Origin of the sequence: Mannheimia granulomatis, assembly GCF_011455695.1 — a bacterium.
Lineage (GTDB): Bacteria > Pseudomonadota > Gammaproteobacteria > Enterobacterales > Pasteurellaceae > Mannheimia > Mannheimia granulomatis_A.
In genome coordinates this window covers 1606224-1622139 of the sequence record NZ_CP015030.1, presented here as the reverse complement: position 1 = coordinate 1622139, position 15916 = coordinate 1606224, and the positions used below count along the sequence as shown (strand labels likewise).

Below are 15916 nucleotides of genomic sequence, written 5' to 3'. Positions count from 1 at the left end.
CGGTTCGCTTATTTTTTATCAAGTTGATGTAATCTTGCCATAATCTTGTTTGGAATATCGTTTTCAATCTGCTGAATAGCGTAATCAATTGCGTAGCTAAAGGCGTTAGCGTTTGCTCCACCATGGCTTTTAACTATTACTTTTGATAACCCGAGTAAAGTCGCGCCATTATGGCGATCAGGATTGATTTCTTGTAGTTTGCGGTAGTAACGATGGAAAATCACTCTTAACAAATAGCGTTTTGTTTTACGGCAAATATCAGAATCAGCTTTCTCTTTTTTAAGCAAAGAAAGAATATTTTTTGCCGCTCCTTCTAATGCTTTTAATGCAATATTACCGCTATAGCCGTCACAGACGATTACGTCTGTTATATAGCTGGTTAATTTATCGCTTTCAATAAAACCAAGATAGTTGAGATCAAGTCGTGTTTTTAGCACTTGATGCACTTCTTTAATTTGGGCTGTACCTTTATTTTCTTCTGTGCCAATATTGAGTAAAGAAAGGCGGGGGTAAACTAAACCGAGCATAACTTGAGCAAAAATATTCCCCATATCGGCAAATTGGATAAGTTGGTGATTACTCACCTCAATATTAGCTCCTAAATCTAGCATAACCGTAGAGTTTCCGTTCATTGTCGGAATTAAAGAAGTCAATGCGGGACGTTCAATATTAGGTAATGGTTCAATCAATAATTTAGCCAAACCCATTAATGCTCCTGTATTGCCTCCGCTAATACATCCCTGAGCTTTGCCGGTGGCTACTGCTTCGATAGCTAAACGCATTGAACTGTTTTTACTTTGACGGATGGCGGTTGAAAAAGGAACATCGGGATCAATCACTTGTTGGGTGTGATGAAGCTGAATACGAGGGTGATTTTCGAGGGAGTATTTTTTTAAAAGAGGTATTATTTGGTATTCATCACCAAATAAAAGAAACGAGAGTTTGGAATTGCATTTTAATGTATTTGCGATGGCCACAATAGTAACACGGGGACCAAAGTCCCCGCCCATCACATCTATTGCAAGAGTGATATCACTCAAGATATACCTCGAAAGGAATTACTTGTTGATTACTTTACGACCACGGTAGTAACCATCTGCAGTTACGTGGTGGCGTAAGTGAGTTTCACCAGTTGTTTTATCTACTGAAACTGCTGCAGTTGTTAACGCATCGTGTGAACGACGCATATCACGACGTGAACGAGATTTCTTATTTTGTTGAACAGCCACGGGCTTTCTCCTAGATCTAGTTTTTCTTTAAATTAGCTAATATTGCGAACGGATTTGGTTTTTTTGCCAATTCTTCAGGCAATTCACCAAATACCTGTTCGACACCGGACACTTCACAGTGTTCTTCACTATGCATCGGGACTAGAGGTAATTCAAGAATAAATTCATCTTCAATCATTTCTAGTAAATTTACTTCACCGAACTCGTTTACTTCGATAGGTTCATAAATTTCGGGCAAGATGTCCGCCTGATCCATGTTAGACACCGGACTGAAACTAAATGAACAGTCTAGCGTTTGTGTAAACGGGTCACCACAACGTTGGCAGTCAAACTCCACATCAACGGTTGCTGTGCCTTTAATCACAGTCAAACGTTGTGGATCGACATATAACGATAGAGTAACTTGTGCATCACTTAGCACGTTACATACTGATTCACCCAAGCGTTTTAGAAGCTCACTTGAAATGTAACCTTCATAATCCACTCGACGCTGAGCGTCTTTGTACGGGTCAATAGTAAGGGGTAGTTTTACCTTTTGCATAGGGTGTGCATATTACAGATAGAAAGGAAATTAGTCAAAGGAAAATTATTTTTTTGATGAATATATCCTTTCATATAAAAGCGACGGTTTGACTTAAAATAAAAAGTGGTTATTTTCTAGGGTAATTTTTCATCTAACCATAGCAAAAACTAGCGAAAACTGATACTTTTGATTAAAATTCTGAAAATTATTCTTATTTATTTTACGAGATTCGAGAAAAATGTTACTTCCTGCCTTAGCAATAGTTGCTTATGCGTTAACCTTGCTTTGGGTTGCCCCAACGCTGGTAAACTTAGAAAATGCAACCACAGTAAATAAAAAGCCGAATATTACCTTAGTCTTTGGATTAGGTATGTTGGCGATTATTTTGCATTCTGCAGTGTTATATGGCGATCTTATTTTAATTTCGGGTCAAAATTTTACGGTAACCAATGTACTTTCGTTGATGAGTTTTATCATGGCAATTTGCGTAACATTTGCGTTAATAAAATGGAAAACCGCATGGTTTCCACTGATTATCGTTTATGCTTTTGCCATTTGCAGTGTATCGGTTGCCAGTTTTGTAAAAGGTAGTTTTATCCGCCACTTACAAGAGAATGCGGGTTTATTATTCCACTTAGGTATTGCTTTATTTTCTTATGCTCTATTTTTCCTAGCCTTAATTTATGCTTTTCAATTAAAGTGGCTGGATAGACAGCTAAAAAGCAAAAAAATGTTCTTTTGCCCTATTTTGCCACCTTTGATGTCGGTTGAGCGTCACTTTTTCACATTAACTTTGGCTGCACAGGCAATGCTTACTTTAACCTTGATTTCGGGCATGATTTATCTACATAATTTTTTTGCTCCGGAACATATTCATAAAGCAATTTTCTCCGGACTGGCGTGGTTGGTCTACTGTGTTCAGCTATTAGGACAGTGGAAATTACGTTGGCGTGGAAAGCGGGTGCTTATTTATTCGATTTCGGGTATGATATTGCTCTCAATAGGCTATTTTGGTAGCCGAATTATCGTTCATTAACCCTTTACAAGCGGTCAGAAAAGCTAAATTTTTTGCAAGTCGGTGTTAAGGACGGCGTGAGTTATTGCAGCATAAAATAAAGAGCTGCAATAATTTTTTTGATTAATTTACATAGGAATTCAATTTTGGACAGTATTCCCCTGAGTAGTTTATTTATTACCTTAGCTATTCTTTTAGTACTCTCTGCTTTTTTCTCAGGCTCGGAAACCGGGCTGATGTCTTTAAACCGCTATAAAATGAGACACCTGGCAGCTCAAGGGCATAAAGGCGCAAAATTAGCGGAAAAACTCTTGGCACGCACAGACGTGCTACTTAGCCTTATCTTAATTTGTAATAACTTGGTTAATATCGCCGCTTCAGCTATTGCGACTATGATAGGAATGCAGCTTTCCGGTGAGGCTGGCATTGCGATTGCAACCGGTTTACTAACATTTGTTATGTTAGTTTTCTCTGAAATTTTACCTAAAACTATTGCGGCAATTTATCCTGAAAAAGTCGGTTTTTTTGCCAGCTTTATTCTGACTCCATTAAAAAAACTACTTAGCCCAATCGTCTTTTTGATGAATATGATTATTAACGGCTTGATGAAGCTGCTGCGTATTCAGAAAAAGGATAAACAAGGTTTAAGTGCTGAAGAACTACGCAGCGTGGTATTAGATGCCGGTAAATTTATTCCCGAAGAACATCGTGAGATGTTAGTTTCTATTTTAGATATGGAAAAGGTCACGGTAGACGATATTATGGTGCCTCGTAATGATATTAGTGGTATTGATATTGACGATGATTGGAAAGCCATTATGCGTCAGCTCAACCATGCACCACACGCTCGGGTGATTATCTATAAAGGCGATATGGATAACAATATTCTCGGTATTTTACGTGTGCGTGAAGCTTTTCGTCTAATGCTTGAGAAGAACGAATTTACCAAAGAAATGCTCATTCGTGCTATTGATGAGATTTATTTTATTCCTGAAGGTACGCCACTTACTACTCAGTTAATGAACTTTAAAGCCAATAAAGAGAAAATTGGTTTAGTAGTTGATGAATATGGCGATATTAAAGGTTTGGTGACACTAGCTGATATTTTAGAGGAGATTGTAGGGGAGTTTACCACCTCTTCTGCTCCAACGCTTGAACAGGAAGTTCAGCCTCAATCAGATGGTACTGTGATTATTGAGGGGTCAGCAAATCTACGTGATTTAAATAAGTTATTTAATTGGGCTCTGCCTTTAGAAGAAGTGAGAACTTTTAATGGTCTGATTTTGGAGCATTTAGAAAAAATTCCGGATGAAGGCATGGAATTTGAGTTATATAACTTGAAAGTAACTATTCTAGAAGTCAGTGAAAATATGGTGAAGCAAGCTAAAGTAGAATATTTATCTACAGAAGAGTCTGAGAATACGGAAGCTCAATTAAGTTAATTTTTTATCTTAACCTTTTCTAATAACACATTATTTGTACAAATAATGTGTTATTTTTTTGTTAAAAACGAATATAAATGATTATTCTAATGTATTCGCTTTTTTTATTTATATTCAACTTTTATATATTATTTTTTAGATTTTTTGTTTGATTTTTATGTTTTTATTAGTTTTTTATATTGTGATTTTGGTGTTTTTTGTCAGTTTTGCTTTATTTTTCTACTTTACATTTAATCAGAATTTGTGCATATTCCGCTCTTAAAATGTGAGCAAATCGCATTTCACAAAATTTAATACTCATTTAATATAAAACTGAATCAGTTTGAGGTATTCCCGTGTCTAATCAATCATCTAACGCACCACAAAGAGAAACTTTTTCCGGACGTGGTGCATTTATTATGGCGGCCATTGGTTCCGCTGTCGGCTTAGGAAACATCTGGCGTTTCCCTTATACTACTTATGAAAACGGTGGTGGTGCATTTATTCTGCCATATATTATTGCCTTATTAACCGCAGGTATCCCACTGCTGTTCTTAGACTATGCAATTGGTCATAAATATCGTGGTGGTGCACCGTTATCTTTCCGCCGTTTCAGCCCGAAATTTGAAACCTTCGGTTGGTGGCAAGTGTTAATCAACGTGATCATCGGGATCTACTATGCGGTCGTTCTCGGCTGGGCAGCAAGCTATACTTACTTCTCATTAACAGGGGCATGGGGCGACAAACCGGTGGATTTCTTTATCGGCGAATTCCTGAAAATGGGTGATATTTCACAAGGTGTGAGCTTTGAATTTGTCGGTATGGTCACAGGTCCATTAATCGCAGTATGGCTGGTGGCGATTGCTGTATTGGCATTAGGGATCAAAAAAGGTATCTCTGCCTCCTCTAACATTTTAATGCCGTTATTGGTCGTGATGTTCCTTGTATTAGTGGGTTACTCATTAACTTTACCAGGGGCAGCAAAAGGCTTAGATGCGTTGTTTACACCAAACTGGGACAAACTCTCTGATCCAAGTGTATGGATTGCCGCTTACGGTCAAATCTTCTTCTCACTCTCCATCTGTTTCGGGATCATGATTACTTACTCTTCATACCTGAAACCAAAAACTGACCTAACCGGTTCAGGTTTAGTAGTAGGTTTTGCGAACAGTGCCTTTGAATTATTAGCAGGTATCGGTGTATTTGCCGCACTTGGCTTTATGGCATTATCTGCTGGTCAAGAAGTGAATGAAGTGGCAAAAGGTGGTATCGGTTTAGCCTTCTTCGCCTTCCCAACTATTATTAACCAAGCGCCAATGGGTGCATTAGTCGGCGTACTGTTCTTCGGTTCACTTACCTTTGCAGCATTAACTTCTTTCATCTCTGTTGTGGAAGTTATCGTTTCTGCGGTACAAGATAAACTGAATGCAGGCCGTGTGAAAGCCACCTTAATCGTAGGTATTCCGATGATGGTCGTGTCTGTACTCTTATTCGGTACAACAACCGGCTTACCAATGTTAGATGTTATGGATAAATTCGTGAACCAATTCGGTATCGTTGCAGTGGCGTTTGTTTCACTGATTGCGATTGTAACTAACGAAAAACTCAGCACATTAGAGAAACACTTAAACGAAGTCTCTTCATTCAAAGTCGGCTTTATCTGGCGTTTATGTATCGTCATCACTTCGGGCGTATTAGCATTTATGCTGTTTAGCGAAATCAGCAAAGTGTACCGTGAAGGTTACGAAGGCTACCCAAGCTGGTTTGTGAATACCTTCGGTTGGGGAATGGCAATCGGCTTAGTGGTTGTGGCTTACCTACTTTCCAAATTATCTTGGAAAAATGAACCAAAAGGAGAATAATGATGAGTTCAGCAGCAATTATTACGATGGTGGTTGCAATGGTAATCATCTGGGGCGGTTTAATCTTTGCGGTTAAACGCTTACCAAAAGAGTAACATTATTGCAAAAATAAGCAAAAAAATGACCGCTTGTAAAAGCGGTCATTTGCGTTTTATTAGACTTCAATGCCAAATTTGCTTTTCACAAATGCTTGGAAATCGGTGCAGCCACCAACGTGAGTGTCGTCTATAAAAATTTGTGGAACCGTGGCAACCGGCTTGCCGACACGCGGTTCTAAATCTTTTTTTGAGATATTTTCTGTAATCATATCGATAAATTTGAAATCAAAATCGCTTAATTCCGCTTTCATTTTTTCCGCTAATGCTTTTGCACGGGTGCAATATGGGCAAGAATAACGTCCATAAATCTCAACAAACATACTATTTTCCTTCTAAAATAAGATTATCGCTTTGCAAGCGGTCATATTTTAGCAATCTTTTGCAAATTTGAGGATAACTTTATTCACCATCACCCTACGCCGTTAATATGATATACTTTGGGGAAATTCATGATTAGAGAAAAAGAAATGACCCAATTAACTACATTTGAGGAATTAGATTTACACCCTCAACTACTTAAAGCCTTAGCAAAAAAAGGCTATAGCCGCCCAACATCTATTCAACAAGCCACTATTCCTGCTGCTTTGGAAGGGAGAGATTTGCTTGGCTCTGCTCCAACCGGCACAGGTAAAACAGCTGCTTTTTTACTACCGGCCATTCAGCATTTGCTTGATTATCCACGCCGTAAGCCGGGCGCTCCACGTATTTTGATTTTGACCCCAACCCGTGAATTGGCAATGCAAGTAGCAGAGCAGGCGCAAGAGTTAGCTCAGTTTACTAAATTGAGCATCGCAACTATTACCGGTGGTGTGGCTTACCAAAATCACGGTGAAGTGTTTAACAGCAATCAAGATATTGTAGTTGCAACACCGGGGCGTTTAATGCAATACATCAAAGAAGAAAATTTTGATTGCCGGGCGGTAGAAATTCTTATTTTTGATGAGGCAGACCGAATGTTGCAAATGGGCTTTGGGCAAGATGCAGAAAAAATTGCTGCTGAAACCCGCTGGCGTAAATATACTTGGCTTTTTTCCGCGACGCTTGAGGGTGAATTATTGGACGATTTTTCCAACCGTTTATTAAATGATCCGATTAAAGTGGATGCCGAACCAAGCCGCCGTGAGCGTAAAAAAATCCAGCAATGGTATTATCATGCAGATAATGTGGAACATAAAACCAAGCTATTGGCTCGCCTAATCGGGGAGTTTTCGATTGGAAAAGCGATTGTGTTTGTTCGCCGCCGTGAAGATGTGCGAGAGCTTAGCGAAACCCTCCGTAAGCGTGGGCTACGTTCCACCTACCTTGAGGGAGAAATGGCTCAAACTCAACGTAATCAAGCCATTTCCCGTCTAAAAGAGGGTGTGGTAAATGTGTTGGTTGCGACCGATGTAGCGGCTCGAGGAATTGACATTGACGATGTGGATTTTGTGATTAACTACGATTTGCCTTATAGTGCTGATACTTACTTACATCGTATTGGGCGAACCGCTCGCGCAGGCAAAAAAGGCTCGGCGATTTCGTTAGTGGAAGCTCATGATTATAAGCTACTTGGTAAAATTAAACGCTACACTGAAGAGGCGTTAAAACCTCGTATTATTGAGGGCTTAGAGCCACGCACGAAAGCACCGAAAGATGCTGAGCTAAATATCACCAGCAAAAAAGAAAAGGCTCGTATTAAAAAGAAAAAAGAAGTGAAAAAAGAGGCGGCAAAACAGAAAGTGAAAGTTCGCCACAAAGATACTAAAAATATCGGCAAACGCCGTAAGCCAAGCAGCGAGTCGGCAGTGGTTAAACAGGCGTAAGAATACAAGCGGTTATTTTTACATGATTTTTTGCAAAAATCTTACAAAAAATAACCGCTTGTTTTAGCATTATCGAAGTGCCATTTGGAATAAAATTACTTCTGCTTCACAGCTAAATTCTATCCACATTTTCATCAGAAACCCTTCTTCGACAAGACTGATTTCAGTTTGGATTTCGCAAGGTTCGGTTTCCACCGATTTTGCTTTTTGTGTAAAAAATTCGACCGCTTGTAAAGCTTCATCTTCGCTGTTATAAACCGCTTCAAAACTTATCTGACGGTTGCTGTTATCTAGCAGAGAGTCTCCTTTTAATTTACACATATTGTGAGCTTCTTCTGCCTTTTGTTGCATGGTTTTACGCATTTTAATTCCTATCTTTTGAAATGATCTTCGCACTAACCAGTAAAAATGCCGAATAGAATTTTCTATTCGGCATTGATTATCTCAATTATTTTTTGCTTAAGAACACGACTGCATCAATATAACGCTTGATAAAGTCATTTGTTGAGCTTGAATCGGTAAAACCTTCTAAATTAAGCTGATATTGACCGTTTACAAAAAATGCCGGAACACCACGAATTTGGAAATCTTCTGCTAGTTGAACCTGTTTGTTCACTAAACCGTTTACCGCGAAGCTATTAATACCGTTATCAAATTGTTCAGCGGTAATGCCGTTTGCTAAAAAGACGGCACGAATATCGTCCATCGATTTCAATGAATCTTTACGGGCAGCTTCAAATAGAGCTGTTTTGACTTTATCTTCTGCTCCTAACGCCATTGCTAATGCCCAAGCACGAGTGAGATTTTCAGATTGACCACCCAAAAAATTTACATGATATTGTACTAATTTAGTGTCTGCCGGTAATTTAGCTTTAATTTGAGATGGGATTTTGTAACTTAGCTCAAAATCATAGCAGTGTGGGCAGTAGAAAGAGAAAAATTCCACCACTTCTTTTTGGGCTGAAGGCGCTTTGCGTACTTCAATATATTCTTTGCCGGCAGTGGGATCCGCTGCGAATGCTGTGGTATTAAAAGCACAAAGTGCAGAAAGTGCAATAAAAGCAGTTTTTAATGCAAATTTTTTCATAAATGATTCCTTCAAAATGTTGAGAAATAGATAAATAATAGATGTGAACTCAGACAAACTTAATCGTTTAAAATTCCACGCGCACGCAATAAAGCAGTTTTAAAATCCTCTTCATAATCTTTTTTAATGCCCGGAATCGGCTCATGTTTATCCGCATTTCGCATTTTTAATTGGTAAATCAATACTTCATCACGCAAGGCTGCATAATTATTCGGTTCACCAACTTCTACCGAAAGTTGTTGTAGTATGTCGATTAAATGTAAATCTGGGTTTTTACGCCAATGCTCGCTAAGTAATTCAAGCAACTCTTCTAAACGTTTACACTTCATCTTTTTGCCCCTTAAAGATCTTGTTGAAAATTATGCGGAATAATATACTTTTAGCCCTATTTTTGCAAAAAATTAAGGGTGGAGAAGATGGCAGAAGAAATAAGTGCGGTTATTTTAGCTGGTGGATTGGCACGTAGAATGAAGGGAGTTGAAAAAGGGTTACAACTTTTAAATGAAAAGCTACTCATTTCCCATATTTTAGCGAAACTTTCCCCACAAGTGGATGATATTTGGCTTAATATCAACCGAGAGTTCAAACAATATCAGCAGTTTTATCCAGACTTGCCTCATTATCGGGACAGCTTGCCTGATTTCCAGGGTCCGTTAAGCGGAATGTTATCCGGTTTAGAACAAATTGATAGCGATTATCTGCTCTTTGTGCCGTGCGACAGCCCGTTTCTGCCGGCTAATTTGCTGCAAAAATTATACACGGCATTGCGTATTAATGATGCTAACATTGCCTATGCCCACGATGGTGAACGAGCGCACCCAACCTTTGCTTTAGTACATCGTTCTCTTAAAGAGGTATTAAAGCAATATTTAGTTTCCGGTGAACGTCGTTTGCTTTGGTTTTTCCAATCGCAAAAAAGTGTGGCGGTAGATTTTTCTGACCAAAAGACTGCCTTTAGCAATTTCAATACATTGGATGAATTGGCGCAAGTTTCTTCTCCCTTCCCGATTAAAACCCTTGCCATTACAGGCTACAGCGGCACCGGCAAAACGACATTATTGGAAAAATTAATCCCAAAATTGACCGCTTGTGACATTCGGGTTGGGCTGATAAAACATTCGCATCACAATGTGGAGATTGATAAAAAAGGTAAAGACAGCTACCGCTTACGCGAAGCAGGAGCAAACCCGACAATGATTGTTTGCGATGAACGCTGGGCATTGATGACTGAAACCAGACAAGCGGTCGAATTTTCCCAATTAATTGCAAAATTTGACCCGCTTGCGGTTGATTTAGTATTGGTGGAAGGGTTCAAACACGAACAAATGCCGAAAATTCAGCTCCACCGAAAAGAGATTGACAAAATACTACCAGAACTGGATGGTTGGACAATTGCCACCGCGACCGATTACCCGCTAGATCGGGAAAATGTATTGGATATTAATAACGTGGAGCAAATTGCTGAGTTTATCAACGCATGGCTGCAAACAATAAAGTAAAAAGTAGGCGAACATGATGTTCGCCTTGATTTTTTATTCTGCAAATTCCCGCATAAATTTGCCCGCTTGTTCAACCATTGAGCTTGAGCCGACGAAGAATGGAACACGTTGGTGTAGCTCGGTGGGCTTAATGTCTAAAATCGGGTTGATTCCATCGGTTGCCATACCGCCTGCTTGTTCTGCTAGGAAGGCAATCGGGTTGCATTCATAGAGTAAGCGTAATTTCCCTTTGGGGTAAACGGTGGAGGTTGGATAGATATAAATTCCGCCTTTGAGTAAATTACGGTGGAAATCAGACACCAGTGAACCGATATAACGTGATGAATAAGGGCGTTTGCTGGCCTCATCGGTTTCTTGGCAATATTTAATAAAACGTTTTACCCCTTGTGGAAAGGTGACATATTGTCCTTCGTTGATAGAGTAATATTTTCCTTCTGTTGGTGTTTTTAAATCAGGGTGGGAGAGAATAAACAGCCCCAATGATGGATCGTAAGTAAAACCGTTTACGCCGTTACCCGTTGTGTAAACCAGCATTGTTGATGAGCCGTAAGTCACATAACCAGCAGCGACTTGTTTGCGGCCTTCTTGTAGAAAATCTTCTTGCGTAACAGGTGTGCCAATTGGCGAAACACGACGGTAGATAGAGAAAATTGTTCCAACCGACACATTCACTTCAATATTAGATGAACCGTCTAGCGGGTCGGTCATTAAAATATATTTGGCGTTACGCCCCCGTTCAGTATCAAATGCAACAAAATCGTCATCTTCTTCGGAGGCAAAGCCTGCCACATCTTCACGAGCCAGCAAGGCTTTTTTCATGGTTTCGTTAGCAAAAACATCTAACTTCATTTGAGCTTCACCTTGTACATTTTCAGAGCCGGCAGTACCTAGAATATCTTGGCTTAAGCCTGCACGGTTAATTTCACGGTGAATAATTTTCGCAGCTAAACGAATAGAAGATAAAATTCCGCTTAATTCGCCTTTTGCGCCAGGGTATTCGGCTTGTTTTTCAATAATAAATTCGCCGAGCGTTTTCATGTTTTTCTCCTCGTGTATGTTAGAATTTATGCATTATAACGTTTACCTTGGAAGAGGTATGTGATGAGTGTTATTTTTTGTGATGAGATTCACATTTTTGTGCTATTTAAGTCATTTTAACTATATAAGGAATGAAATATGAGCCACTCTTTAATCAAAAGTTTTTGTGCTGAGCTTAATTTATTGCAGTATAACGAGCTTGCTGTATTGGTCGTTGAGCATCCAAAAGTGAAAGCGAAAATTGCTCTGCAAGGGGCACAATTGTTAAGTTGGCAACCACAGCATACTGCTAAAGATGTGTTATGGTTGAGTGAAATCGCGCCTTTTCAAATAGGAACAGCCATTCGTGGTGGTGTGCCGATTTGCCATCCATGGTTTGGTACAGTGAAAGTACCGGCTCATGGTACATCACGCATTCAAGAGTGGTGTTTAACGGAATATTCGGTTGCATCAGACAATGTTCGTTTAGTCTTTACTTTGGCTGGTGAGGCAAAAATTGAGATGATTTTAGGTGAAATCTGCGAGCTGAATTTTACTCATTTAGGTAAAGAGCCTGCACAAGCTGCATTACACACCTATTTTAATATCGCGGATATTGAGCAATTAGAGGTAAACGGATTACCAACGCGTTGTTTTGATAAATTAACCAATCAGGAGGTAAGTGTACCTTCGCCACGCATTATCCGTGAAAATGTAGATTGTATTTATGAGGCAGAACAGATAAATAGAATTGAAGATATAGGGCATAATCGTACTATTGTTGTTGAGCATATCAATGCCACAGAAACGGTATTATGGAACCCTTGGCATAAGCAAACCAACGGTATGAGTGAACACGCTTATCACAATATGGTATGTGTAGAGACTGCCCGTTTAAGCCGATTGCTGGAGCAAAATGGCACAATGGGGGTGAGAATTTCAGTAAGATAAATATTGAGATGATGGCAAGCGGTCATTTTTTGCAAAAAATTTACCAAAACCGACCGCTTGCAAAGTCTGTATATTTCCGCATTTTCAAGCTATAATAACGGATTATCATTTAATCGATTGAGAATAATAAAAATATATGAATAGCAAAATTTTAGCAACGGGGAGCTATTTGCCGGTTTATGTGCGCACTAATGCAGAGTTGGAGAAAATGGTAGATACCTCTGATGAATGGATTGTTACCCGTTCAGGTATCCGCGAACGTCGTATCGCAGCAGCAGATGAAACCGTTGCAACAATGGGCTTTGCAGCCGCTCAGAAAGCTTTAGAAATGGCACAAATTGATGCCAATGAAATTGATTTAATCATTGTTGGTACTACAACCAATTCACATGCTTACCCTAGTGCCGCTTGCCAAATTCAAGGTTTGCTGGGTATTGAAGATGCGATTGCTTTTGATGTGGCTGCAGCTTGCACGGGCTTTGTGTATGCTTTAAGCGTGGCCGATCAATTTGTGCGTAACGGCAAAGTGAAAAAAGCCTTGGTTATCGGCTCAGATATTAATTCCAGAATGTTGGATGAAACCGACCGTAGTACCGTTGTGCTATTTGGTGATGGTGCGGGGGCTGTTATTTTAGAAGCAAGTAATGAGCCAGGGATTCTTTCAACCCACTTACATGCCTCAGCGGATTTAGAGAATAATCTCACTTTAAAAAGCCAAAAACGGGGTGAAGATCGTTCAGGCTTTATTGAAATGCAGGGAAATTCTACTTTCAAGATAGCGGTTAATCAGCTTTCAAGCGTAGTGGAAGAAACGCTTGAAGCAAATAATTTAGAAAAATCAGATTTGGATTGGTTGATTCCTCATCAGGCAAATTTGCGTATTATTTCTGCAACAGCTAAAAAGTTAGATATGGAAATGGAGCAAGTGGTAGTCACACTAGATAAGTATGCTAACACCAGTGCTGCGACGGTACCTGTTGCTTTAGATGAAGCTGTACGTGACGGACGGGTTAAACGTGGTCAGTTATTACTCCTTGAGGCATTCGGTGGTGGCTGGACTTGGGGTTCTGCGTTGGTGAAATTTTAAGGCGAGATGATGTCAGAAAAACAGACTTTTGCAGACAAAAAACGTAAAACCGTAGAGCAAGCTGAATTCACCGAAGATGGTCGCTATTTACGAAAAGTGCGTAGCTTTGTGTTACGTACCGGTCGTTTAAGCGATTATCAGCGTGATATGATGAATAATAACTGGGCAAATTTAGGCTTAGATTATCAATCAACCCCCTTTGATTTTGCACAGATTTTTGGTAATAACAATCCAGTTGTCTTGGAAATCGGTTTCGGTATGGGAAGATCGCTGGTGGAAATGGCGGAACAAAACCCGAATCGTAACTACATCGGTATTGAAGTTCACACCCCGGGTGTGGGGGCTTGTATTGCTTATGCGTTAGAGAAAGGAGTAAAAAACCTACGGGTTATTTGCCACGATGCGACTGAAATTCTACGAGATAGTATTGCAGAAGGCACTCTTGGCGGCTTGCAGTTATATTTTCCAGATCCTTGGCAAAAAGCAAAACACCATAAACGTCGTATTGTGCAGCCTGAGTTTATTACACGTGTACTGGCTAAATTAAGCCCAAATGGCTTTATTCATTTTGCGACCGATTGGGAAAATTATGCCGAGCATATGCTTGAAGTGCTTCGTCAATTTGAGGCAGAGCTAGAGAATACATCGGCAAGCAATGATTTTATTCCACGTCCGGATTTCCGCCCTTTGACCAAATTTGAAGAGCGTGGACATCGTTTAGGACATGGTGTTTGGGATTTATATTTTATCAAAAAATAATTTATAGTTTATTCATTCATAAAGAGGAGAATAGCAATGGCTATCCAACGTAACGCACGTCAGCGTAAAAAAATGCACTTAGCGGAATTCCAAGAGTTAGGTTTTTTAGTGAAATTCAGCTTTGCTGAAGGTACGGGTATCGATCAAATTGATTTAGTAGTAGATCGTTTTATTGATGAAGTGATTAAAGTAAACGGCTTAGCACTAGAAGCGAACGGTTACTTAAATTGGGAAGGTTTAGTTTGTTTAGAAAAATTAGGCAAATGTGATGAATCTCATCGTCAATTAGTAAAAAATTGGTTAGAAAACAATGGTTTACAAAATGTTCAAGTAAGTGAATTATTTGATATTTGGTGGGATTATCCTGTTCAAGCTTAATTATTTGGATAAACAAGCGGTCATATTTTTCTGAAAATTTGCAAAATTTTTTAAAAAAGCGACCGCTTTTTTTATTTTAAAGCGTAAAAAGAGAGAAATAGATGGAATTTTTAGCCCCTGTTATTTCATTAATTGTTGGCTTTCTAAGTTTTGTTTTGGTACTCAGAGCGTGGCTACAATTTTGCCGAGTTGATCCGCGTTTGCCGATTTCCCAAACATTACTCAAAATCACAGAGCCTCTGGTTTATCCTGTAGGCAAGCTGATTCCAACTATCAAAAATATCTGTTTTCCTGCATTATTAATTGCTGCGGGATTGGTCACCTTGCAATTTATCTTGTTTGGTATTGATTTACCAAGAGCTGTATTAATTGGCTTGTTAAGTGTTGTGAAAACTTTCGGACAGATTCTGTTTTTTACCACCTTAATTCGTGCTTTAATGAGTTGGGTAACTCAAGGTAATCATCCTTTAGATTATACGGTTGCACAAATTACTGAGCCGGTTTTAGGCTTTATTCGTAGATTACTGCCAAAAACGGGAATGCTGGATTTTTCGGTAATGGTGCTTGGGTTTGCTTTGTTAATGTTAAACAGCGTATTTTTTAAAATTTTCGGCGCTTTATGGGCAGCAGCTTAAGTAAGAAAAGTGATAAAAGTAAAAATCCGCAAGTTTCATTGAGATACTTGCGGATTTTTTATTAACGTTGGCGTGCTTTAAATCTTGGGTTAGTTTTACAAATCACATACAGCTTACCTTTACGTCTTACAATTTGACAATCAGGATGGCGTGATTTTGCTGATTTGAGTGAATTTAAGATCTTCATTTTGTTCCCTTTTATTTTTTATTGGCTAGTGTCGATGCAAAACCTTTAAATCTATCTTTAAATTGACTTGCACGACCTTCAGTATTTGCTTCACGGCGTTTACCTGTATATACAGGGTGAGATGCTGATGAGGTATCTAGCGTATAAAGCGGATATTCTTTGCCGTCTTCCCATACCATTGTTTTAGTTGTTGCAGCACAAGAACGAATAATCCAGCCTTGTTGCACTGAGCCATCATAAAACAATACTTCACGATAATTTTCAGGATGAATCCCTTTTTTCATATTTTCTCCAAGAAATTTTATAACCATAATTAAATTATGGTAAATATCATATACGAAATTTTTTATTTAATCCATAATTTTT

The 15916-nt window shown here is 39.1% G+C and carries 21 protein-coding genes; 11 read left to right on the top strand and 10 right to left on the bottom strand.

The window, feature by feature from the left end:
- Positions 1–8: 8 nt before the first annotated feature.
- From plsX to yceD, 3 genes are read right to left on the bottom strand one after another with little or no spacing between them, the layout of a single operon-like run.
- On the bottom strand, positions 9–1040 hold the full coding sequence (gene plsX / locus A4G16_RS07830) for a phosphate acyltransferase PlsX (RefSeq protein ID WP_165889413.1): 1032 nt from the start codon (positions 1038–1040) through the stop codon (positions 9–11).
- Between the two features lie 18 nt (positions 1041–1058).
- On the bottom strand, positions 1059–1229 hold the full coding sequence (gene rpmF, locus A4G16_RS07825) for a 50S ribosomal protein L32 (protein ID WP_005598552.1): 171 nt from the start codon (positions 1227–1229) through the stop codon (positions 1059–1061).
- Between the two features lie 16 nt (positions 1230–1245).
- Positions 1246–1770 (bottom strand): 23S rRNA accumulation protein YceD, encoded by a 525-nt coding sequence (yceD, locus tag A4G16_RS07820; protein WP_027073732.1) that lies wholly within the window; start codon positions 1768–1770, stop codon positions 1246–1248.
- Between the two features lie 220 nt (positions 1771–1990).
- Between yceD and A4G16_RS07815 the strand changes: the two genes are divergently transcribed.
- From A4G16_RS07815 to A4G16_RS07800, 4 genes are all read left to right on the top strand, one after another.
- Entirely contained in the window at positions 1991–2788 is a 798-nt protein-coding gene (locus tag A4G16_RS07815; protein ID WP_165889412.1) for a cytochrome C assembly family protein, read from the top strand.
- A gap of 125 nt (positions 2789–2913) precedes the next feature.
- Positions 2914–4209 carry an HlyC/CorC family transporter gene (locus tag A4G16_RS07810; RefSeq protein WP_165889411.1) on the top strand — a complete coding sequence of 432 codons (1296 nt, stop codon included), beginning with the start codon at positions 2914–2916 and terminating at the stop codon, positions 4207–4209.
- Between the two features lie 335 nt (positions 4210–4544).
- Positions 4545–6050 (top strand): sodium-dependent transporter, encoded by a 1506-nt coding sequence (locus A4G16_RS07805; RefSeq protein ID WP_165889410.1) that lies wholly within the window; start codon positions 4545–4547, stop codon positions 6048–6050.
- The gene (locus A4G16_RS07800; protein WP_165889409.1) at positions 6050–6145 is read left to right on the top strand and encodes a methionine/alanine import family NSS transporter small subunit; all 96 of its coding nucleotides are present in this window, start codon (positions 6050–6052) and stop codon (positions 6143–6145) included. Before A4G16_RS07805 ends, A4G16_RS07800 begins: the two co-directional genes overlap by 1 nt.
- A gap of 59 nt (positions 6146–6204) precedes the next feature.
- Here A4G16_RS07800 and A4G16_RS07795 read toward each other — a convergent pair whose 3' ends face one another.
- Complete coding sequence (locus A4G16_RS07795) at positions 6205–6468, bottom strand: GrxA family glutaredoxin (protein ID WP_165889408.1); 264 nt, start codon at positions 6466–6468, stop codon at positions 6205–6207.
- Positions 6469–6615: 147 nt separating this feature from the next.
- Here A4G16_RS07795 and srmB point away from each other — a divergent pair, with 147 nt between their 5' ends.
- On the top strand, positions 6616–7950 hold the full coding sequence (gene srmB, locus A4G16_RS07790; RefSeq protein WP_165889407.1) for an ATP-dependent RNA helicase SrmB: 1335 nt from the start codon (positions 6616–6618) through the stop codon (positions 7948–7950).
- Positions 7951–8019: 69 nt separating this feature from the next.
- On the opposite strand, the gene A4G16_RS07785 is transcribed toward srmB, so the two are convergent.
- The 3 genes from A4G16_RS07785 to A4G16_RS07775 all read right to left on the bottom strand — a co-directional run bounded on the left by A4G16_RS07785 (position 8020) and on the right by A4G16_RS07775 (position 9366).
- Positions 8020–8313, bottom strand: a complete 294-nt coding sequence (locus A4G16_RS07785) for a YfcZ/YiiS family protein (protein ID WP_165889406.1) — start codon at positions 8311–8313, stop codon at positions 8020–8022.
- 85 nt (positions 8314–8398) lie between these two features.
- Positions 8399–9037 (bottom strand): thiol:disulfide interchange protein DsbA, encoded by a 639-nt coding sequence (gene dsbA / locus A4G16_RS07780; protein WP_165889405.1) that lies wholly within the window; start codon positions 9035–9037, stop codon positions 8399–8401.
- A 59-nt stretch (positions 9038–9096) separates the two neighbouring features.
- Entirely contained in the window at positions 9097–9366 is a 270-nt protein-coding gene (locus tag A4G16_RS07775; RefSeq protein ID WP_165889404.1) for a YihD family protein, read from the bottom strand.
- An 87-nt stretch (positions 9367–9453) separates the two neighbouring features.
- Here A4G16_RS07775 and mobA point away from each other — a divergent pair, with 87 nt between their 5' ends.
- Positions 9454–10536, top strand: coding sequence for a molybdenum cofactor guanylyltransferase MobA (gene mobA / locus A4G16_RS07770; protein ID WP_165889403.1), 1083 nt, complete (start codon positions 9454–9456; stop codon positions 10534–10536).
- Positions 10537–10569: 33 nt separating this feature from the next.
- Here the strand turns inward: mobA and fbp are convergent, their stop codons facing one another.
- Complete coding sequence (gene fbp / locus A4G16_RS07765; RefSeq protein ID WP_165889402.1) at positions 10570–11574, bottom strand: class 1 fructose-bisphosphatase; 1005 nt, start codon at positions 11572–11574, stop codon at positions 10570–10572.
- Positions 11575–11712: 138 nt separating this feature from the next.
- On the opposite strand from fbp, the gene A4G16_RS07760 reads away from it, so the two are divergent.
- From A4G16_RS07760 to A4G16_RS07740, 5 genes are all read left to right on the top strand, one after another.
- Positions 11713–12504 carry a D-hexose-6-phosphate mutarotase gene (locus tag A4G16_RS07760; RefSeq protein ID WP_165889401.1) on the top strand — a complete coding sequence of 264 codons (792 nt, stop codon included), beginning with the start codon at positions 11713–11715 and terminating at the stop codon, positions 12502–12504.
- Between the two features lie 136 nt (positions 12505–12640).
- Positions 12641–13591, top strand: coding sequence for a beta-ketoacyl-ACP synthase III (locus A4G16_RS07755; RefSeq protein ID WP_165889400.1), 951 nt, complete (start codon positions 12641–12643; stop codon positions 13589–13591).
- A gap of 9 nt (positions 13592–13600) precedes the next feature.
- Entirely contained in the window at positions 13601–14350 is a 750-nt protein-coding gene (gene trmB / locus A4G16_RS07750) for a tRNA (guanosine(46)-N7)-methyltransferase TrmB (RefSeq protein ID WP_165889922.1), read from the top strand.
- Between the two features lie 36 nt (positions 14351–14386).
- A complete protein-coding gene (locus tag A4G16_RS07745; RefSeq protein WP_027073747.1) occupies positions 14387–14728 on the top strand; it encodes a YggL family protein in 342 nt (113 codons plus the stop codon).
- 101 nt (positions 14729–14829) lie between these two features.
- Positions 14830–15363, top strand: a complete 534-nt coding sequence (locus A4G16_RS07740) for a YggT family protein (protein WP_165889399.1) — start codon at positions 14830–14832, stop codon at positions 15361–15363.
- Positions 15364–15424: 61 nt separating this feature from the next.
- Here the strand turns inward: A4G16_RS07740 and ykgO are convergent, their stop codons facing one another.
- Together ykgO and A4G16_RS07730 are read right to left on the bottom strand one after the other, a co-directional pair.
- Positions 15425–15550, bottom strand: a complete 126-nt coding sequence (gene ykgO, locus A4G16_RS07735) for a type B 50S ribosomal protein L36 (protein ID WP_027073749.1) — start codon at positions 15548–15550, stop codon at positions 15425–15427.
- Positions 15551–15561: 11 nt separating this feature from the next.
- Positions 15562–15834, bottom strand: a complete 273-nt coding sequence (locus A4G16_RS07730) for a type B 50S ribosomal protein L31 (RefSeq protein WP_165889398.1) — start codon at positions 15832–15834, stop codon at positions 15562–15564.
- Positions 15835–15916: the final 82 nt, after the last annotated feature.

Bases quoted from the DNA above. Each gene is read 5' to 3' on its own strand.
- ykgO (WP_027073749.1), bottom strand. From the start codon at position 15,550: ATGAAGATCTTAAATTCACTCAAATCAGCAAAATCACGCCATCCTGAT.
- A4G16_RS07800 (WP_165889409.1), top strand. From the start codon at position 6,050: ATGATGAGTTCAGCAGCAATTATTACGATGGTGGTTGCAATGGTAATC.
- srmB (WP_165889407.1), top strand. From the start codon at position 6,616: ATGACCCAATTAACTACATTTGAGGAATTAGATTTACACCCTCAACTA.
- fbp (WP_165889402.1), bottom strand. From the start codon at position 11,574: ATGAAAACGCTCGGCGAATTTATTATTGAAAAACAAGCCGAATACCCT.
- A4G16_RS07760 (WP_165889401.1), top strand. From the start codon at position 11,713: ATGAGCCACTCTTTAATCAAAAGTTTTTGTGCTGAGCTTAATTTATTG.
- mobA (WP_165889403.1), top strand. From the start codon at position 9,454: ATGGCAGAAGAAATAAGTGCGGTTATTTTAGCTGGTGGATTGGCACGT.
- A4G16_RS07740 (WP_165889399.1), top strand. From the start codon at position 14,830: ATGGAATTTTTAGCCCCTGTTATTTCATTAATTGTTGGCTTTCTAAGT.
- trmB (WP_165889922.1), top strand. From the start codon at position 13,601: ATGTCAGAAAAACAGACTTTTGCAGACAAAAAACGTAAAACCGTAGAG.
- A4G16_RS07755 (WP_165889400.1), top strand. From the start codon at position 12,641: ATGAATAGCAAAATTTTAGCAACGGGGAGCTATTTGCCGGTTTATGTG.
- yceD (WP_027073732.1), bottom strand. From the start codon at position 1,770: ATGCAAAAGGTAAAACTACCCCTTACTATTGACCCGTACAAAGACGCT.
- A4G16_RS07795 (WP_165889408.1), bottom strand. From the start codon at position 6,468: ATGTTTGTTGAGATTTATGGACGTTATTCTTGCCCATATTGCACCCGT.
- A4G16_RS07775 (WP_165889404.1), bottom strand. From the start codon at position 9,366: ATGAAGTGTAAACGTTTAGAAGAGTTGCTTGAATTACTTAGCGAGCAT.
- A4G16_RS07785 (WP_165889406.1), bottom strand. From the start codon at position 8,313: ATGCGTAAAACCATGCAACAAAAGGCAGAAGAAGCTCACAATATGTGT.
- A4G16_RS07745 (WP_027073747.1), top strand. From the start codon at position 14,387: ATGGCTATCCAACGTAACGCACGTCAGCGTAAAAAAATGCACTTAGCG.
- A4G16_RS07815 (WP_165889412.1), top strand. From the start codon at position 1,991: ATGTTACTTCCTGCCTTAGCAATAGTTGCTTATGCGTTAACCTTGCTT.
- A4G16_RS07730 (WP_165889398.1), bottom strand. From the start codon at position 15,834: ATGAAAAAAGGGATTCATCCTGAAAATTATCGTGAAGTATTGTTTTAT.
- dsbA (WP_165889405.1), bottom strand. From the start codon at position 9,037: ATGAAAAAATTTGCATTAAAAACTGCTTTTATTGCACTTTCTGCACTT.